The organism is Rhizobium sp. 05L429, from assembly GCF_056397645.1.
In genome coordinates this window covers 1-18,601 of record NZ_JBFTNV010000007.1, presented here as the reverse complement: position 1 = coordinate 18,601, position 18,601 = coordinate 1, and the positions used below count along the sequence as shown (strand labels likewise).

Annotated in this window: 15 protein-coding genes; 8 read left to right on the top strand and 7 right to left on the bottom strand. The window is 60.2% G+C overall.

Annotation, left to right across the window (positions count from 1 at the left end):
- Positions 1 to 14 precede the first annotated feature (14 nt).
- The 6 genes from AC1DNW_RS08990 to AC1DNW_RS08965 all read right to left on the bottom strand — a co-directional run bounded on the left by AC1DNW_RS08990 (position 15) and on the right by AC1DNW_RS08965 (position 4,912).
- Positions 15 to 308 carry a nucleotidyltransferase family protein gene (locus tag AC1DNW_RS08990; RefSeq protein WP_113308740.1) on the bottom strand — a complete coding sequence of 98 codons (294 nt, stop codon included), beginning with the start codon at positions 306 to 308 and terminating at the stop codon, positions 15 to 17.
- Positions 309 to 365: 57 nt separating this feature from the next.
- Positions 366 to 1,388: an allantoicase gene (gene alc / locus AC1DNW_RS08985; protein WP_113297461.1), complete on the bottom strand. Its 1,023-nt coding sequence runs from the start codon at positions 1,386 to 1,388 to the stop codon at positions 366 to 368.
- A complete protein-coding gene (gene uraD, locus AC1DNW_RS08980) occupies positions 1,389 to 1,886 on the bottom strand; it encodes a 2-oxo-4-hydroxy-4-carboxy-5-ureidoimidazoline decarboxylase (protein ID WP_113297460.1) in 498 nt (165 codons plus the stop codon).
- Positions 1,886 to 2,809, bottom strand: a complete 924-nt coding sequence (gene puuE, locus AC1DNW_RS08975) for an allantoinase PuuE (protein WP_477852491.1) — start codon at positions 2,807 to 2,809, stop codon at positions 1,886 to 1,888. The genes uraD and puuE overlap by 1 nt, the downstream gene beginning before the upstream one ends.
- A 100-nt stretch (positions 2,810 to 2,909) precedes the next feature.
- The gene (locus AC1DNW_RS08970; protein ID WP_113308738.1) at positions 2,910 to 3,617 is read right to left on the bottom strand and encodes a DUF1045 domain-containing protein; all 708 of its coding nucleotides are present in this window, start codon (positions 3,615 to 3,617) and stop codon (positions 2,910 to 2,912) included.
- A 116-nt stretch (positions 3,618 to 3,733) separates the two neighbouring features.
- The gene (locus AC1DNW_RS08965; RefSeq protein WP_113308737.1) at positions 3,734 to 4,912 is read right to left on the bottom strand and encodes an NAD(P)/FAD-dependent oxidoreductase; all 1,179 of its coding nucleotides are present in this window, start codon (positions 4,910 to 4,912) and stop codon (positions 3,734 to 3,736) included.
- Between AC1DNW_RS08965 and mnmC2 the strand changes: the two genes are divergently transcribed.
- Positions 4,911 to 5,630 carry a tRNA (5-methylaminomethyl-2-thiouridine)(34)-methyltransferase MnmC2 gene (gene mnmC2 / locus AC1DNW_RS08960; RefSeq protein ID WP_113308736.1) on the top strand — a complete coding sequence of 240 codons (720 nt, stop codon included), beginning with the start codon at positions 4,911 to 4,913 and terminating at the stop codon, positions 5,628 to 5,630. The two genes, AC1DNW_RS08965 and mnmC2, sit on opposite strands and share 2 nt — an antisense overlap.
- Here the strand turns inward: mnmC2 and AC1DNW_RS08955 are convergent.
- Positions 5,627 to 9,010: a response regulator gene (locus tag AC1DNW_RS08955; RefSeq protein ID WP_113308735.1), complete on the bottom strand. Its 3,384-nt coding sequence runs from the start codon at positions 9,008 to 9,010 to the stop codon at positions 5,627 to 5,629. The two genes, mnmC2 and AC1DNW_RS08955, sit on opposite strands and share 4 nt — an antisense overlap.
- A 322-nt stretch (positions 9,011 to 9,332) precedes the next feature.
- On the opposite strand from AC1DNW_RS08955, the gene AC1DNW_RS08950 reads away from it, so the two are divergent.
- The 7 genes from AC1DNW_RS08950 (at position 9,333) to AC1DNW_RS08920 (ending at position 18,384) form a co-directional block, all read left to right on the top strand.
- On the top strand, positions 9,333 to 9,650 hold the full coding sequence (locus tag AC1DNW_RS08950) for a hypothetical protein (RefSeq protein ID WP_113297639.1): 318 nt from the start codon (positions 9,333 to 9,335) through the stop codon (positions 9,648 to 9,650).
- Between the two features lie 73 nt (positions 9,651 to 9,723).
- Positions 9,724 to 10,851, top strand: a complete 1,128-nt coding sequence (locus AC1DNW_RS08945; RefSeq protein WP_113308734.1) for a DNA alkylation repair protein — start codon at positions 9,724 to 9,726, stop codon at positions 10,849 to 10,851.
- Positions 10,852 to 11,058: 207 nt separating this feature from the next.
- Positions 11,059 to 12,789: a DEAD/DEAH box helicase gene (locus tag AC1DNW_RS08940; RefSeq protein WP_113308847.1), complete on the top strand. Its 1,731-nt coding sequence runs from the start codon at positions 11,059 to 11,061 to the stop codon at positions 12,787 to 12,789.
- 287 nt (positions 12,790 to 13,076) lie between these two features.
- Complete coding sequence (locus AC1DNW_RS08935; protein ID WP_113297453.1) at positions 13,077 to 14,486, top strand: circularly permuted type 2 ATP-grasp protein; 1,410 nt, start codon at positions 13,077 to 13,079, stop codon at positions 14,484 to 14,486.
- Positions 14,486 to 15,427 (top strand): alpha-E domain-containing protein, encoded by a 942-nt coding sequence (locus AC1DNW_RS08930; RefSeq protein WP_113308733.1) that lies wholly within the window; start codon positions 14,486 to 14,488, stop codon positions 15,425 to 15,427. Before AC1DNW_RS08935 ends, AC1DNW_RS08930 begins: the two co-directional genes overlap by 1 nt.
- Before the next feature lie 12 nt (positions 15,428 to 15,439).
- Positions 15,440 to 16,264: a transglutaminase-like domain-containing protein gene (locus AC1DNW_RS08925; RefSeq protein ID WP_113308732.1), complete on the top strand. Its 825-nt coding sequence runs from the start codon at positions 15,440 to 15,442 to the stop codon at positions 16,262 to 16,264.
- Positions 16,265 to 16,626: 362 nt separating this feature from the next.
- Complete coding sequence (locus AC1DNW_RS08920; RefSeq protein ID WP_113308731.1) at positions 16,627 to 18,384, top strand: peptidoglycan D,D-transpeptidase FtsI family protein; 1,758 nt, start codon at positions 16,627 to 16,629, stop codon at positions 18,382 to 18,384.
- Positions 18,385 to 18,601 lie beyond the last annotated feature (217 nt).

Below are 18,601 nucleotides of genomic sequence, written 5' to 3'. Positions count from 1 at the left end.
GATACGACTTTCGTTCATATGGACTTCGCCTCGGAAAGAACCCGGATGCGGATCGGTTCGGGAAAGTCGCCGGGGGTCAGCAAGTGGATCGGCGTGCCAAGCATCATTTGCTCCAACGCGTCCTGCAAACCGCCAAGTGTCAGCAATGTGCCGCCCGGCAAAGCATCCACCAGAATATCCAGATCGCTATCCGGCCGATCCTCGCCGCGGGCGACGGAGCCGAAGACTCGCGGGTTTGTCGCGTTGAAGCGCTTGGTCGCTTCGCGGATCGCCTGCCTGTTCTTCTCCAGCACTTCCGACGGTCTCATCGCGGCATCACTCCTGATGCCGCGAATATAAGGGACGCGTTGGAAAGAGGAAAGAACTCAAGCCTTCACCCCATGAAGCCGAAGGCGCATCGTTCCGCCATCCGGATGCATGGCATAGCGCACATGTGTGACCGGGCCGATATCGGCAACGACGTCGCTGCCATATTCATGGATATGGTCCATCTGCAGCTTGCTGCGAGGCAGGATCGGCTTCCAGCTTTCGGAGGCAGCGATATCGGCCTCCGAAAGCGTGTCGCCGAGATCAGGCAGGTAGGCGCCAAACAGTTCGCAGGTGTCGGGGAAGTTGCCCTTGTAGAAGGCGGTGTCGACGATGACGCGCTTGATCGTGCCGGGATGACCGAGGCGGATGATTGCCCAGTCATGGCCCGGGCCGCGGCGACGCTTGGTTTCCCATCCATCGCCCATATTGAGGCCACGTCCGGGGCCGAGCAGCTTGTCGGGATGGCCGTAATGCGCATCCGACCAGGCAAGCGCCTTCGCGCCGTTGAAGATATAGGCGAGATCGACTTCCTCGCCGGCGCCGACCTTCGACCAGTCGAAATAGGCCGAACCATAGACCCGCAGGCGCGCCACGCCACCATCCGGATAGATATGCAGGCGCAGATGCGTCCAGATCTTTTGCTTGTCGGCATTTTCGAAGAAGTGGTGCGCGCTGGAGCCGAGCGGCGACTTCGTCAGGATTTCGCTCCACTGCGTCGCATCGGTCGGGTCGCCGCTCTCCACGAAGGCAGCCTCGATCGAGCAATGCGGCGGGTAATTGCCGGTGAAATAGCTGGTATCGACATCGAAGCCGAAGATGCGGCCCGGCATGGCAAGCTTGACGATCGCCCAGTCATGGCCGGGAACGCGCTTGCGGCGGCTTTCCCAGCCGTCCATGTACTTGCCGTTATCGTCGTAGAGATCCGGATCGAAGCTTGCCGGCACATCCTGCAGCATGCGCTCCAGCGGCGCGAAGAATTCGTCGGTGGCAGAAAGTCCCTTGGCGCCGAGACGGGCCGAGGCGAGATTGATGGCGCCGGTGGCGAAGGCTGGCAGGCTGGTATCTGGGGTATCGGTCATTCAAGTCTCCGGAAGCATGGATGTCAGGCGAAGCAGCGCGATCTTCTCGACTTGTGCTGCCGCAGTCACGAATTCCTCGTCGCTGCTGTTGTCGATCCGCTTTTGGAAAGCGGCAAGGATGTCATCCTTGTTCAGCCCCTTCACGGCGATGATGAAGGGAAAGCCGAATTTCTGCGTATAGGCGGAATTGAGTTCGGTGAAGCGCGCATGTTCGGCGGGGCTCAAGCGGTCAAGCCCGGCGCCCGCCTGCTCCTTTTTGCTATCTTCAGTCAGCTCGCCCGATATCGCCAGCCGCCCGGCAAGATCGGGATGAGCGCGCAAGACACCGAGACGCTCCTCTCGGCTCGCGGCGCGGAATATGGCCACAAGCTCCGTATGCACGCGGTCCACTGTCAGCTTTTCGCTGACAAAACCGTCGTCATAGGCCCGTTCGGCAATGAACGGCGAATGCTCGAATACGCCGCCGAAGCGGGACACAAACTCGTTGCGCGAGATCATCAGATCGTTTCCGGCTTATGGTTCGCATGCCAGTGCTGCGCAATCTCGACGCGGCGCGGAATCCAGACCTTGTCGTGCTTCAGCACATATTCGATGAAACGTCGCAGCGAGGCTATGCGCCCCGGCCGGCCGACGAGACGGCAATGCAGGCCGACGGACATCACCTTCGGGCTGCCCTCCTTGCCCTCCTCGTAGAGCGTATCGAACGCATCCTTGAGATAGGCAAAGAACTGGTCGCCGGAATTGAAGCCCTGCGGCGTGGCAAACCGCATGTCGTTGGTATCGAGCGTATAGGGGATGATGAGGAAAGGATTGTCGTCGATGCCCTTCACCCAATAGGGCAGATCGTCGGCATAAGAGTCCGAAGAATACAGGAAACCGCCCTCCTCCTGCACCAGCCGCAGCGTGTTGTCGGAGGGCTTGCCCTGGTACATGCCATAGGGCCGCTCCCCAGCCAGCTCGGTGTGCAGCCGCACAGCCTCAAGGATGTGCTTACGCTCCAGATCTTCCGGGAAATCCTTGTATTCCAGCCAGCGATAGCCGTGGCTGGCAATCTCCCAGCCGGCTTCCTTCATGGCGGCGACCGCTTCCGGATTGCGGGCCATGGCAAGCGTCACGCCATAGACGGTTGCCTGCACCTTGAGATCGGTGAAAAGACGCCAGAGCCGCCAGAAACCGGCACGGGAGCCATATTCATAAATCGACTCCATGTTGAGATTGCGCTGGTTCGGCCAGGGCTGCGCGCCGACGATTTCCGACAGCAGGTTTTCCGAAGCCGGATCGCCGTCGAGAATAGAGCTCTCGCCGCCCTCTTCGTAGTTGATGACGAACTGCACTGCGACGCGCGCCTCGCCGGGCCACTTCGGATCGGGGGTCTTGCGCCCGTAACCGACGAGATTGCGCGGATAGGTCTCGGATACCATCAAATCACCTTCTGAAAAGACAGGTGAAACGGTAACATCCACTGGCGGAATGTCGAGGCGTAAAAGTGCGTAGATGACCTTTGGCCCGAGGCTCGGCGCCTCAGGCGATCTTGCGCGCGCTCACCTTGCCCATCGGATGCAGCGAGTGGACCCGGAACGGCCCGCCGGCACCTTCTTCGATCATCAGCGCGACATTCGAGACCGTCACCGGCTCGACAAGCACCGGATCGAAGAGCGATCGCAGCGCCTGCTCGATGCGTGGCATGTCGACCGCGTTGACCGGACCTGTGACCGGCATATGGAAGCGGAACTCATCCATCACGTAAGGATTGCCCCAGCGATGCAGGTTCGCAAATTGCGCCGCCGAAAGACCATCAGGATCGCTGCGCTCGATATCCGCCTCGGTCAGCGGCGCCCGGAAACGATCGAATTCCTGAACGATCGCCGAAGCGACGTAGTGAACCTGATCGCAGGGCCGGATCGGTGACAGGCTGTAGAATGTGCCGAGACGCGCAACTTCCAGACGCGGAATCTGGAAAGGCGAAAGCGTCCCGCAAAACCGCATCATGTCGCGCAGGAGTTGCGATTCGGACACCTCGGAAGAGAGGTGGAAAGGAGCCTTCAACACGCCATGGAATCCGTAGCGACGCGGCACTGCCGTATGAAAGGCGATCTCATGGATACCGAGCCCGCGGATTGCCGGGGGCTCGACCATATCGCCTGAAAATACGTTGCGGCCAAGCCAACTGGCCGCCACATGCGAGAGCGGATCGCTCGCTGATGGCGTGAAGCAAATGGCATAGCGCATGCGATTTCCTCCATCGGATGAAATGAGCGCGGGATCGCGTCCCGCGCCCTTGATGCGCAAGCAGATAGGTGATTTGCATGACAGAATAACGAAGCGGAGCGGTTTCTAATTCACGTCTAACGTGAAGAGACCGCGATGTGGTTTGAAATTCCAAAGCTTTCCGGCAATAAAAATTCCGTAGGTACATCGCTTGCGATGCATATTGCCGCCTCCGCCAGCCGGTGCGCCAGGCCGAAGCTGACCTTAAAGCCACCCGTCAAGGCAATGAGGTTGCGATTCGCCGGATGCGCTCCGACCATCGGGTCGCGGTCGACCGCCTTGGGGCGCAATCCGGCCCAGCGCTCGATGACAGGCGCATCGCGCAGCGCCGGCACCATGTCTCGGGCCGCCTCGATCAGCACGTCGAGCTGCTCGTCCGTGGAAAAGGGGTCGGCGAAGCTGTTTTCGCTGGTGCTGCCGACAGCCACATGACTGCCCTCATGCGCGACGACATAAAGCCCATCCCGGAAGATCGTCGGCAAGCCGGGATCGATATCGGCGGCAAACAGCGCAGCCTGCCCTTTCACGGCTTGTCCGAGAGGTTTTTGCAGGCCCGGCGTCAGCTTCTCCAGAAGGGGAAATGAGCGATATCCCGCGGCAAGGATGCAGCGCCCGAAGGCGATCGTCCCGGCTCCGGTCGACGCCGTTCCCCGTACCGGATCAAGGTCCAGGATGTCCATATTTTGCAGCACACGGACATGCCTCGCCTTGCGCAGAAAGGCTGCCAGGGCAGCGACAAGCGAACGAGGCGCAACGCGGGCGGCAAGCGTATCATGCACGAAACCGCTCTCGCCGGCCGCCGCATCGATCCAGCCGTCACCCGGCGGTCGGTCCAGCACATGCCAATGGAACCGCCGTTCCCCCGCCTTCCAATGGGCCTCGGCATCTGCGGAATGGCCTGACGCAATCTTGCGCAGATGTGGCTTCGGCAGCGGAATGAGCCGGCCGGAGCGCCGATAACCGGCAGAAAGACCGGTCGCCTCTTCGATGGCGGCAATCTCTGCTTCGAGAGAAACAAGCGCATCGAACTGGAACTGCTTTTTTTCCGACCAGCGGTCCGGCATATGCGGCATCAGGGCGCCAAGCAGTCCGCCGCTTGCGCCGCCTCCGAGCTGGCCCGCATCGACGAGCAGCGTTTCAATGCCACGCCGCTCCGCATGGACGGCCGCCCACAGCCCCATGATGCCGCCGCCGATGATCAGGAGATCGATGGATGATTGACCCGAGGCCAGGGCCGGACTATCGGCTTTTTCCATGACAGACATTAATCCCGATCAGATCGACGCGGGCAAGCCGCAGCCCCTCGAATGGCGCGACGGCGATATGCCCTATTCGACCGCCTTTGGCGACCATTTTTATTGCCAGACCGACGGTCGGCTGGAATGCGGCCACGTCTTCCTCTCTGGAAACGGTCTGCCTGAACGATGGAACGATCGCCCGACCTTTCTTATCGGCGAACTCGGCTTCGGCACCGGGCTGAATTTTTCCGAGACATGGCGGCAATGGAAGCTTTACCGCCAGCCCGGCCAGCACCTGCACTTCATGTCCTTCGAGCTCTATCCGATGCGCCGGGAGGAAATCGACCGGGCACTGGCTCACTGGCCCGAAATCGATACCGAACGGCAGGCGCTGGCGGCCCTCTGGCCGGATATGCCCGAAGGCATCGTCTCGATTGATCTCGACGACCAGACGAGACTCAGCGTCGTCTGTGGCCGCGCCCTCGACGGTGTCGCCGAAGCTGTTCCCGTCTTCGATGCCTGGTATCTCGACGGCTTCGCCCCGTCGCGCAACGGCGACATGTGGTCGGAAGAGCTGATGCGCCTCGTCTGCGAAAAGACATTTCCCGGCGGAAGCTTCGCCACCTATGCAGCCGCAGGCTTCGTGCGCCGCAATCTCGCCGCCGCAGGCTTTACTGTCGAGCGACGCAAGGGCTTTGCCGGCAAGCGGGAAATGCTCTGTGGGATCAAGCCTTAGTAGCCCGAACGGCCCGGCTGCAATTCGCCACCGCCCAGCCACTGACGGATCTTGTCTTCCAGCAGCTCCGGGCTGATCGGCTTGGACATATAGTCGTCCATACCCGCATCGAGGCACAGTTCCCGGTCGCTTTCCAGCGCATGCGCCGTCACACCGATCACGGGCACGCGGTGCCCCTGCCCCTGCTCCTTCTGGCGGATCATTCTGGTTGCCTGGTGACCGTTCATGACGGGCATCGAGACATCCATCATGATCAGGCGCGGCGTATGCTGCTCCCAGGCTTCGACAGCTTCCTGCCCGTTATTGACCACGAGGAAGGAAAGCCCGGTTCCCTGCAGGATCTGTGTGAAGACGATCTGGTTGACTTCGTTGTCTTCGGCCACGAGGACATCGACGAAATCGGCAGCGCGCTTCGGAGCGGGCGCAGGCGGCGGCGCCACCTCCACTTCCTTCTGCAGCCGCGTGATCTCGGCCTCGGAGGCCTGCTTGACACGGTTTGCACGCACGACTTCGACAACCGTGTTGCGGAGCAGATTGGCGCGCGCCGGCTTCATCAGATGCGCATGGCCGTTCAGCGCCGCAAATTCTTTCTCCGTCCCTGAAATATCCATCGACGTCAGGAAGATGATCGGCAATTCCCCGAAGCGGCTGTCGGCCCGCAGGCGACGGGCGACTTCGGCGCCGTTCATGTCGGGCATATGGTAGTCGAGCACGACGGCATCTACCTTGATGCCGAGGTCGGCGGCGGCCTCAAGGATGGCAAAAGCGGTCGCGCCACCTTCTGCGGCAACGCCGTCGAAGCCCCAGAGACTCAGCTGTTCGGTCAGGATACGGCGATTGACCTCGTTATCGTCGACGACAAGAACGCGCGCACCCTGCACGTTGATCGGCAGCGGCTTCGGCTCGACGCGAGCGGCGGCAATGGCGAAAGGCAGCTTGACGGTGAAGATCGAGCCCTTGCCCCATTCGCTTTCGACATCGATGTAACCGCCGAAGAGATCGACGAGACCGGCAGTGATTGCCAAGCCCAGGCCCGTGCCTTCATGCCGACGGGTCGACGAGGCGTCGACCTGCGAGAATTTGTCGAAGACCGAGTCCACCTTCTCGGGCGGAATGCCGATGCCGGTATCCTCGATGCGGATGCTGACCATGATCTCGCCGCCGGCGGATGGCTCGGAGCCGATATCGACGAAGACATGGCCGCGCTCGGTGAATTTCACCGCATTGCCGACGAGGTTCGTAACGATCTGGCGGAAGCGCCCGGCATCGCCGATGACGGCTGCAGGCAGATCGGGCGCCGCGCGCACCAGAAGCTCGATATCCTTCTCGGCAGCGGGCGAGGAAAGCAGCGTCGCCACATCCTCGACAGCCTCGATCACATCGAAGGCCGCCTTGCGCAGCTTCATCTGCCCGGCATCGATCTTCGAGAAATCGAGGATGTCGTTGATGATCGTCAGCAGCGCATTGCCCGACTTGACGATGATGTCGACGAAGGTCTTCTGGCGCGTATCGAGATTGGTTTTGGCCAGCAGTTCCGCCATGCCGAGCACACCGTTCATCGGCGTGCGGATCTCGTGGCTCATATTGGCGAGGAATTCCGATTTGGCGCGATCGGCGGCCTCGGCGCGCGACAGAAGCTCCGTCAGCTCCTCCTCGCGCTGCTTCATCTCGGTGACGTCGGTGAAGAGCGCCACCCAGTGCTGCCGTTCGCTGATGGTGGCGTCCATGTTCACCCAGCGCTCGCCGCCGACATGGAAAACGGTGGAGATCGGCTGGCGCGCTGCGATATTGGCGCGCCACTCCTCCAGCGTTTCGACCGCCTTGTCGTGGAAATCGCCGCGATTGGCGCAGAACTGGAAGAGATCGATCCATTCCCGGCCAACGTCCGTCAGTTCGGCCGGAATGTGCAGCACGTCGGCCAGCCCGTCATTGGAAAGCTTGATCACGCCGTCCTGGACGATCGCCAGCCCCTGCGGCATCGCATGCGTCGCATCGCGCATCATCTCGCCGAGGTTTTCGAGTGCCTCGCGCGCCTCATGGATTTCCTGTTCGCGCACCCGCACGGCGGAAATATCGGAATAGGTCAGCAGGATGCGATTGCTGGAAATGCGCCTGGAGTCGAAGATGACCGACTTGCCGGCAGCCCAGTCGAGCTGGATCGGCTCCGGGTTTGTAGCCTCGAAAAGCCCCTTGCGAAACGTATAGATATCTTCCGGCGCCTGCGTGTCGCCGTAGCGGCCGAGCTCGTGATTGCGCTTGATGACATCGATGAACGGCCGCCCATCGAAACGGTCGTCGAGCGGCAGTTCCCAGATACTGTAGAACTCGTCATTGACGTAGAGAATCGTGTGATCGTTATCGAGGATCAGCACGCCGACCGGCAGCGAGCGCAGGATGCTCTCGATTTCCTGATGCAGGACTTCTTCCTGTTCGCGCGCCTCGATCAATTCCTTCTCGCGCGCTTTCAGCGGCGTGATGTCGGAGAAGGAACCGACGACATAGCGCTTGCCATCAGGTGTGACGACCCGGTTGACGCGGGAGATGACCTGGAAGATTTCCCCGTCGGTATTCGGCAGATTGCTCTCGACCTCGGTCAGCACGCCGTTTCTCAGCGCCCGCAGGTTCTCCCGGTAAATCGCCTCGCCTGCCTCCTGCCCGAACATGTCGTGTTCGGTCATGCCGAGCGCTCTGGAGCGGGCGTGGCCGGTAAAGGTCTCGTAATATTGGTTGGCGTAGACCAGCCGGTGATCCTCGTCGCGCACGAAAGCGGCGACCGGAAGATCCTCCATGATGGTACGCAGCAGGTCGCGCTCCCGCACGCTTTCATGCCAGGCAGTCTCGCTGGCCGGCGCAGGCGTGCTGCCGGCTGGCGCAGGTTTGCTGCCATTGCGATAGGCGGCATTGACGATCAGCGGGCGGCCATCCTCCGCAAAGATGCCGATCGGATGATCGAGATTTTCGAGCGTCTCGCGGATGCGGCCGAGATCGGTAGCGATCGTATCGGCAACTTCAGGAATGGCGCGGTGGGGTTCGCGCGGTTCGAAGATACCGAGCACATAGGCCCGGTCCTGCGAGGGCGAAAAGCTCTCGATCAGTACCCGTTCATGGCTAAGACCGGCAGCGTCGAAGGAGATGGCACTCTCTTCCGTGCCGAAAACCAGCGCACGACGCTCGCGGTCCTCGCGCTCCTCTTCTTCGGGGCGCTCGAAGAGCTCGCGGCTGCGCTGCCCGATGAAATCGGAGATTTCGCGGCCGAAGAAGCGGGCATAGGCCTCGTTGACGGCGACATAGCGGAGTTCGCTGTTTTTGACATAGGCCGGGGTATCCAGATCAGCGATCCGGCGGCAGGCCAGCTCCAAGAGTTCCCCGGTAGAAATCAAAAAGTCTTCACTCCCGCAATGAATGAAATATCCCTTAGAACAACTATAAGGCCAAGGCCTTTAACAAGCTGTTAACCATAAAATTCCACAGGCAATAATTCCAAGCCGGCTCATGAAGTTGATGAATCAGAGTGACAACAAAGGCTTGCACGAAGCTGAAATGGTCAGAAGATCACGGGGAAAACGCCGACAGCCCAATTCAGGTGCGGCAAGTATGGAGAAAATTTAATTCCCGCACGGCTTGCGGGACCATCAACGCGCCGAGATCGGAGCAGAGTCTGATCGTGGCTTGAATGACGAGCCTACAATGAAAGGAATCGACATGTCCGTTCTTCATAAGACAATGGCGGCGGGCCTGATTGCACTGACATTTGCCGGCGCCTCGCTGGCATCAGCCGATACCGCAAACGCTAGGCCGCGCGATGCCTTCTGGGGCGGTGTAGCCGGTGGCGTCGTCGGCGGCCTCGTGGGCGGAGCGATCGCTTCGGGTCCCGCTTATCCGGCACCCTATGCCTACTATCCGCGCTCCTACGCTTACTATCCTGCATACCCTGAATATTATGGCCCGCGCTTCTGCCATCCGGAATGGCGCTACGACCGTTGGGGTCAACCCTATCGCATCGAAGTCTGCAGGCGCTGAGGGTCTTTCCGGCGACGCTTGACCTCCAGCCGACGCCGGGCCATGCATCGCATGGTCAGAGGGAGATTATGCGATGCCGGAACCACTCAAGAACCTTCTGCATCCGGCGCTCGTGCGTGGGATGGCAGATATCATCGCCGCCAACGCGCCGTCTTTCGAGAGCGGCCGGTTCACGGCGCTCGCAACCGATGGCATCGAATCGCTGGAACTCATGGAGCGCGCAGCACTGATCCGTGACGCGCTCTTTGCGACCCTTCCCGAAAGCTTTCCCGAGGCTGCCGCAATCCTTGACCCAAGCCTGCCGTCCCCCGGCAAGGCGGGGCTGACGGGCTGGATGCTGCTGCCCGTCAGCCAGTTCATCGCTGTGCGGGGTCTGCAGCATTTCGATATCGCGCTCGATCTCCTGAAAGCGCTGACGCCGCATTTTACTGCGGAGTTCGGTATCCGCCAGTTTATCCATCGGGATCAGGAACGTGCGCTGGCGACGATCACCCCCTGGGTCGATGATCGGAACCATCATGTCCGGCGGCTGGCAAGCGAAGGCACCCGCCCCCGCCTGCCCTGGGCGATGCGCCTGCCGCAACTGGTCAAGGATCCCTCTCCCCTATGGCCAATCCTGACGGCGCTGATGGACGATCCCGAGGATTATGTTCGCCGCTCCGTCGCAAACAGCCTGAACGACATCGCCAAGGACCATCCGGACCTCGTCGCGGCCTTCATCGCCGAGCATATCGGGGGTGCCTCGGCCGAACGCCGCTGGCTCCTGAAACACGCCTCCCGAACCCTTTTGAAGAAGGGCCACGCTCAGGCGCTCGCCAATTTCGGCTTCGGTGCAGCCGCATCTCTGGAGTGCGAACTGCTGCTGGCAAAGCCGGCAGTGCTTTTCGGTGAAGGACTGGATTTCGAAATCCGCCTGCGCAATGCCGGCGATATCACGCAATCCCTGATGATCGACTATGCCATCCATCATGTGAAGGCCGACGGTTCGCTCTCCCCGAAAGTCTTCAAATGGAAAACCGTCACGCTCGCAGCAGGGGAAGATCATGTCGTGCAGCGCCGCCATGCAATGCGGCCGATCACGACGCGACGCTATTATCCCGGCGAACATCGCATCGCGATCCTGATCAACGGAACCGAGGCTGCCGCAGGAAGTTTCGTCCTTTCCATGCCCGCAGAGGCTATTATCGGCACATCCTCTTGACTTTCGATAATAAATAGACCAAATGCGGCTCAGCTTTCACCTTCCGGCCGCCGCGTGAGCGTGCCACTGCGATAGACGCTGAAGAAGGATAGAGCGCATTCTGATAATGCCGCGACCCAAGTGCGGCAAGACGCGCTGGAAAGTTTTTCCAACTTACAAGTTCCCATTTCACGCGGGGTTCTTGACGCCAGATTGACACCGGACCGCATTCGGCGATCCGGCGTTTTCGTTTGGCGCGCCCTAAAAGGTTATGACTTGACCAATTTTGAATCGCTTGGCGTATCCAAGCCGATCGTCGCCACCCTGTTCCAGCTCGGCATCGAAACGCCGACGCCCATTCAGGCACAGGCAATCCCCCTTCTCATGCAGGGCCGTGATCTCATCGGCCTCGCCCAGACCGGCACCGGCAAGACCGCGGCCTTCGGCCTGCCGCTGATCGAGCGCCTGCTCACCGAGGAAAAGCGCCCGGACAACCGCACCGTCCGCACGCTGATCCTGGCCCCGACGCGCGAACTGGTAAACCAGATCGCCGACAATCTCAGGAAGTTCGTCCGCAAATCGCCGCTTCGCATCAATCTCGTCGTCGGCGGCGTCTCCATCAACAAGCAGCAGCTGCAGCTCGAAAAGGGCACCGACATCCTCGTCGCCACGCCCGGCCGCCTGCTCGACCTCTGCAACCGCAACGCCATCACGCTGACAGCCGTGCGATATCTCGTACTCGATGAAGCCGACCAGATGCTGGATCTCGGTTTCGTGCACGACCTGCGCAAGATCGCCAAGATGGTGCCGAAGCGCCGCCAGACCATGCTCTTCTCGGCAACCATGCCGAAGGCGATTGCCGATCTCGCCAGCGATTACCTGACCGATCCGGTCACGGTCCAGGTGACACCTCCGGGCAAGGCTGCCGACAAGGTCGAGCAGTATGTGCATTTCGTTCCCGGCAAGAACGACAAGACGGTTCTCTTGAAGAAGACGCTGACCGAGAACCCCGATGGCCGCTCCATCGTCTTCCTGCGTACCAAGCATGGCGCCGAAAAGCTCGCGAAGCATCTGGAACAGGTCGGCTATTCCGTCGCCTCCATCCATGGCAACAAGAGCCAGGGCCAGCGCGAACGCGCCCTGAAGGGTTTCCGTGAAGGCTCCATCCAGACGCTGATCGCCACCGACGTCGCCGCTCGCGGCATCGATATCCCTGCTGTCAGCCACGTCTTCAACTACGACCTGCCGGAAGTGGCGGAAGCCTATGTCCACCGCATCGGCCGCACGGCGCGCGCCGGGCGCGATGGCATTGCCATTGCCTTCTGTGCACCCGACGAAGCCCGCCTGTTGCGCGATATCGAAAAGCTGATGGGCATCGATATCAAGGTTGCAAGCGGCGAAGCGCCTGCCGATATGCGTGCCGCTCCCCGCGCCGCCAATCGTGGCCGCGGCCAGAACCAGCAGCGCGGCCAGGGTGGTCAGCGCGAAGGCGGCCAGCGTGAAGGTGGACGCGGACGCGGTGACGGCGAAGCCCGGCGCAGCGAAACCCGCAATGGCAGCGGTCGTCCCGCCGGCCATGGCGATCGCCGCCCCCGTAACGAGGGCGATGCCACTGAAGTCCGCGCCGGTGAGGACCGTCGCGGCCGCCCGCAGCACGATCGCCGCAACCAGGATTTCCGTGGCCAGCGCCGCAACGAACAGGCTCCGGATCACGGCCCGGACAATGATCTGGTCTCGACCTCGGATTTCCGCCCGGCTCGCAAGCCGCAACAGCAGCGCCCGGCCCAGACGGCCGACGCTAACGGCCATCACCGCGGCAACAAGCAGCATGTCCACGGCCGCCCGCCGCGCAATCACGGCGACCAGCAGCCCCAGGGCGAACAGCGTGGCGACGGCAATGGCGGCATGCGCCGCAGCAAGAACCGCAATGGCGGCGGCCAGCGCCGCGAACGGGCATAAGTTTTAACGACAGGCAGGGCCGGAGCGATCCGGCCCTTTCTTTTTGCCGTCAGCCGCGGACAGAGTTTGATCCGCTGCCGGAGCAGTAAATAATCACCTGCTCATCTTTTGTGCGCCGTCATGCAATTGATCCCGATCCGCGCGGCGCCACTTCTCGGTAAATGCCCAGTTTTTCACCCACTTTTCGCACAGCAGAAGATTTTATGAATCTTCCATGCGAACTGCGCATGGTTCTTGCATTGCCTTTTGCGTTGTATTCAAATGAACAAAAAAGGGGAGCCACACCTTTGGCATTTGATGAAATGATCACCGGAGACGAAAGTCCCCGAGCGCCATATGAAAAATATTTCGAGTGGTACAATAGCCAAGACCGGACGCACCTGATTGCCAAGTCCCGCGATGCGGAAAACATCTTCCGGAAAACCGGCATCACCTTCGCGGTTTACGGCCACGCCGACAGTGCCGAAAAGCTCATCCCCTTCGACATCATCCCCCGCATCATTTCCGGCCGAGAATGGCGCAAGCTCGCGCAAGGCATCGAGCAGCGGGTGATCGCGCTCAACGCCTTCCTCGACGACATCTATCACAAGCAGGAAATCATCCGCGCCGGCCGCATCCCGCGCGAACTGATCGAGAAGAACGTTACCTTCCTGCCCGAGATGATCGGCTTCCGGCCGCCGGGCGGCGTCTACACGCACATTGTCGGCACTGACATCGTGCGCACTGGCGAGGATGAGTTCTATGTGCTGGAGGACAATGCCCGCACGCCCTCGGGCGTCAGCTACATGCTGGAAAACCGGGAAACCATGATGCAGATGTTCCCCGAGCTCTTCCACGAAAACAAGGTGCAGCGCGTCGAGGACTACCCCTATCTCCTGCGCCAGAGCCTCGCCTCGCTCGCACCTCCCGGCTGCAAGGGCAAGCCGCGTGTCGCCGTCCTGACGCCCGGCATCTATAATTCCGCCTACTACGAGCACTCCTTCCTCGCCGACACAATGGGCGTGGAGCTCGTCGAAGGTTCGGATCTGCGTGTCATCGACGGCAAGGTGAAGATGCGCACGACGCGCGGTTACGAGGCGATCGACGTGCTCTATCGCCGCGTCGATGACGACTTCCTCGATCCCCTCACCTTCCGCCCGGATTCAGCCCTCGGCATTCCCGGCATCATGGATGTCTACCGCTCCGGCAACATCACCATCGCCAATGCGCCCGGCACCGGTATTTCGGACGACAAGGCGATCTATTCCTACATGCCCGAGATCGTCGAATTCTATACCGGCCGCAAGCCGATCCTCGAGAATGTGCCGACCTGGCGCTGTTCGGAAGCCGGCAGCCTGAAATATGTGCTGGAGCACCTGGAAGAACTCGTCGTCAAGGAAGTACACGGCTCCGGCGGTTACGGCATGCTCGTCGGCCCGACCGCGTCCAAGAAGGAGCGCGCCGATTTCGCCGAGAAGCTGAAGGCCAAGCCGAGTAACTACATCGCTCAGCCGACGCTTTCGCTGTCCACCGTTCCGATCCTCGTCAACAAGGGTATCGCACCCCGCCATGTCGACCTGCGCCCTTACGTGCTGGTCTCCGACAAGGTGCAGATCATTCCGGGCGGGCTCACCCGCGTGGCGCTGAAGCAGGGCTCGCTGGTGGTCAATTCCAGCCAGGGCGGCGGCACCAAAGACACCTGGGTATTGGAGGACTGATGCTCGGAAGAACTGCAAACGGGCTCTACTGGATGTTCCGGTATATCGAGCGCGCCGAGAATATCGCACGTCTTGTCGATGCCGGCCTGCGCATGTCGCTGACGCGCAGCGACGCTGGCGACGACAATTGGGACGGCGTGCTGCAAAGTGCTGGTGTCCGCGAACTCTATGACGAGACGCATTCGAAGCTGACCGGTCCCGATGCGATCGATTATATGCTGCGCGACCGCCAGAACACGTCGAGCGTCATGTCCTGCATCGATTTCGGCCGCAACAATGCCCGCATGGTGCGCACTGCGCTGACACGCGAGACCTGGGAAGCGACCAATGAATGTTGGATCGATCTCAAGGAGCTGCTGTCGAAGAAGCTGAAGGCGGCAGAGCTGCCCGAGGTCATCGATGCCATCAAGCATCGCGCCGGCCAGATCCGCGGCGCCTTCCATGGTTCGATGCTGCGCAACGAGCTCTATAATTTCGCGCGCATCGGCACCTTCATCGAGCGTGCGGACAATACGAGCCGCATCCTCGACGTGAAATACTACGTGCTGCTGCCCTCGATCTCGCAGGTCGGGTCTTCGGTCGACAATGTTCAGTGGGAGTCGATCCTGCGTTCGGTCTCCGCCCATCGCTCCTACAGCTGGGCCTATGACGGCGAATACCGCGCCGCCAATATCGCCGATTTCCTGATCCTGAACGGTCAGATGCCACGCTCGCTCGCCTATAGCTACGAGAAGATCGTCAGCAACCTCGGTTACATCGCCAAGGATTACGGCGAGCGGCTGGCCGCGCATGGTACGGCGGATGCCATTCGCACCACGCTGCAGACATTGAAGATAAAGGATGTCATGGATCAGGGTCTGCATGAGTTTCTCGAGGATTTCGTCGCGCAAAACAACAAGCTCGGCAACGAAATCTCCGATGGCTACCGGTTCTATGCTTAAGCGGGTCAGATCATGAAACTGAAGATCAGCCACCTCACCGAATACCGCTACGACGAACCGGCACAGTTTTCCCTGCAGCGGCTGCGCCTGACGCCGCCGACCACGGGCGGACAGACCGTGCTCAACTGGTCGCTGCATGTCGAAGGCGCCAAGCCGGAAGTCGAATATGACGACCAGTTCGGCAATCATGTGAACCTCGTGTCGCTGGAAGGCGAACAGCAGGTGACGCGCATCGTCGCCGAAGGCGAGATCGAGACCGAAGACCGCAACGGCATGAGCGGTGCTCATACCGGCTTCTGCCCGCTCTGGCTCTTCCTGCGCGATACGCCGCTGACAAAAAGCGGCAAGCTGGTAAAGGAACTGATCAAGGGCGTAACCGGTGAGAACGAGCTCGCGCGCATGCATGCGCTGATGGCGGCAATCCACGAGAGCGTCGAATACAAGCCCGGCACCAGCAGCACCGAAACCACTGCCGAACAGGCGCTGGAAAAGAAGACCGGCGTCTGCCAGGACCACGCCCATATCTTCATTGCTGCGGCGCGTGCACTGGATGTTCCGGCGCGCTACGTCTCCGGTTATCTGATGATGGAAGAAAAGGTCGATCAAGCCGCCACCCATGCCTGGAGCGAAGCCCATATTCCAGGCCTCGGCTGGGTCGGCTTCGACCCTGCCAACAAGATCTGCCCGGATGACCGTTACGTCCGCATCGCCTCCGGCCTCTGCTACCGCGATGCGGCTCCCGTTTCGGGTATGCGCATCGGTACACCAGGTGAAAAACTGTCGGTCACCGTAAAGGTCGAAGACAACGGCCAGATGCAGAGCCAAAACCAGAGCTGACAAAAACAGGCCGGTTTGCTGCGGCCTCTTTGAGAGTTGAAATAGGCAATAATTGCCGTCGCAACCAGTTCCCTGCTTCGAGCGAGCCCGATGTTAAAACGGCGGGCGGAAGCTTTGCGCTGATAAGCGCTTCCCTTGGCGCCGCCGAGAGCACGGAGTTTCTTGCGTCGTCGATACCACGGTTAACGAAACGCTAAATACCCGTATGCAATTTTAAATATATATTAATACAGATTCAATCACATTAGGTACTCCGCCAGCGCTCCCCTTGGTTCCTGGATCATTCAAGTGCAGGTTTCAATTCGGCGGTTTGCCGGACCGTTGAAGTTCGAATTCGTTGGCATGCATGGGTTTTAATCGGAATGATCGCTTTTGTGGTCCGGCTTAAAAGCCGCGCACATTTCATCCTACAGGGCAAAACCGGCCCGAGCACCGGAGCCTTCGCTGGTGCTGCCGATCGTCGCAATCGTACAAGGCAGAGGCTGACCATCCTGATCGCCGGGTTTGCAGTGATGTACCTGGCTGTCGGCACGCGCCTCGTCCAATACGGCATCGCAGAACCTGTCGTGACAGGCTCGATCGATTTCAATGCGAACGCCGTGGCCTCCCGCCCGGATGTCCTGGACCGGAATGGGGAACTGCTGGCGACAGATATCAACACCGTGTCGCTGTATGCTGAGCCCCGGCGTATCGTCGATGCCGATGAGGTCGTGGAAAAGCTGGCCACGGTCCTTCCCAATCTCGATTGGAGTGACACTCATAAAAAGCTCCGGTCAGGCTCTGGATTCCAGTGGTTACGGCGACAACTCACGCCTCGACAGCAGTCAGATATTCTTGCCCTCGGTATACCCGGCATAGGGTTCCGTTTAGAGAAGCGCCGTTTCTATCCAGGCGGCGTCACCGCTTCCCATATTGTCGGTCATGTAAACATTGACAATCTCGGCCTGGCCGGCATGGAACGGTATATCGATCAGCAAGGATACGCCGATCTGCGAGCTGCGGGACTGACGAATGGCACCCGGCTTGAACCGGTCCGTTTGTCGGTTGACGTTCGTGTTCAGCATATCGCTCGTGAAGTCGCCGCACGCGCGATGAAGGACTATCAAGCCGAGGCGGCCGGTGCAGTGATCCTCGATGTTGAGACCGGCGAGGTTATCGCCATGGCGTCGGTCCCCGACTATGATCCGAACCAGCCTTCCCGCACGCTTCCCGACGGCACTGTGGACAAGGAATATGAAAAGGGCTGGTTCAACCGGATCAGCAATGCGACCTTTGAAATGGGCTCCACCTTCAAGAGCTTCACACTTGCGATGGGTCTGGATGCCGAAAAGATTACTTTGAACTCGGTTGTCGATGCTTCCCGGCCCATCCGAATGGGCGGTTTTACGATCAAGGATTTCAAGGGCAAGAACCGGCCTCTCTCCATCCCTGAAGTATTCCAGTATTCGTCGAATATCGGCACCGCGGCAGTTGCCGACAGGGTCGGGATCGAAGGTCACCGGGAATTCCTGACAAGGCTTGGACTTCTTTCGAAGATGGAAACGGAAATGCCGGGGGTCGCCGCGCCCACGCAACCCCGGACATGGAAGAAGATCAATTCCGTCACTATCTCGTTCGGACATGGGGTCGCCACTACCCCGCTGCAAACCGCTGTCGCGGCCGCAGCCCTCATCAATGGTGGAAACCTGATCAACCCAACCTTTCTTCCGCGCTCCAAAGACGAGGCAGCGAGCATTTCACGCGCCGTCATCAAGGAAAAAACGAGCGCCGATATGCGATTTCTCTACACTTGGAACGGGCTGAAAGGCTCCGGCCGTGCCGCACAGGTAGAGGGCTTCAACGTCGGCGGAAAAACCGGGACGGCCGATAAGGTGATTAATGGCCGATATGCCAGTGACATCAACTTCAACGCTTTCGTGGCGGGCTTCCCGATGGACAAGCCGAAATACATCGTCCTGACGATAATCGATGCTCCCAAAACCGGTATCCATGGCGGACGAACAGCGGCTTCCACCGCAGCCCCGATGGCGAAGGAAATCATTGCTCGAATAGCCGCCCTGCTTGACGTCAAGCCACGATTTGGCGCTGAAGGGAATCCGCAATTCCTGGTCAACTACTAATAGGGCAATGGGGCACTTGGAATGATAGGTCCTGTTAGTGCGGGGCAGCTACGTTGAGAGCTGTGTATTAGGGTTAAAACCCAATCAAACTATTGATTAAATTATCTCTGTATGATTCACTTCGGTAATAATGGGAGTTTGAATCATGGCAGGAGAATTCTGGCTTGATGACCGACAGTGGGCGGTGATCGCTCCTCTGCTTCCGACGAACCAACCC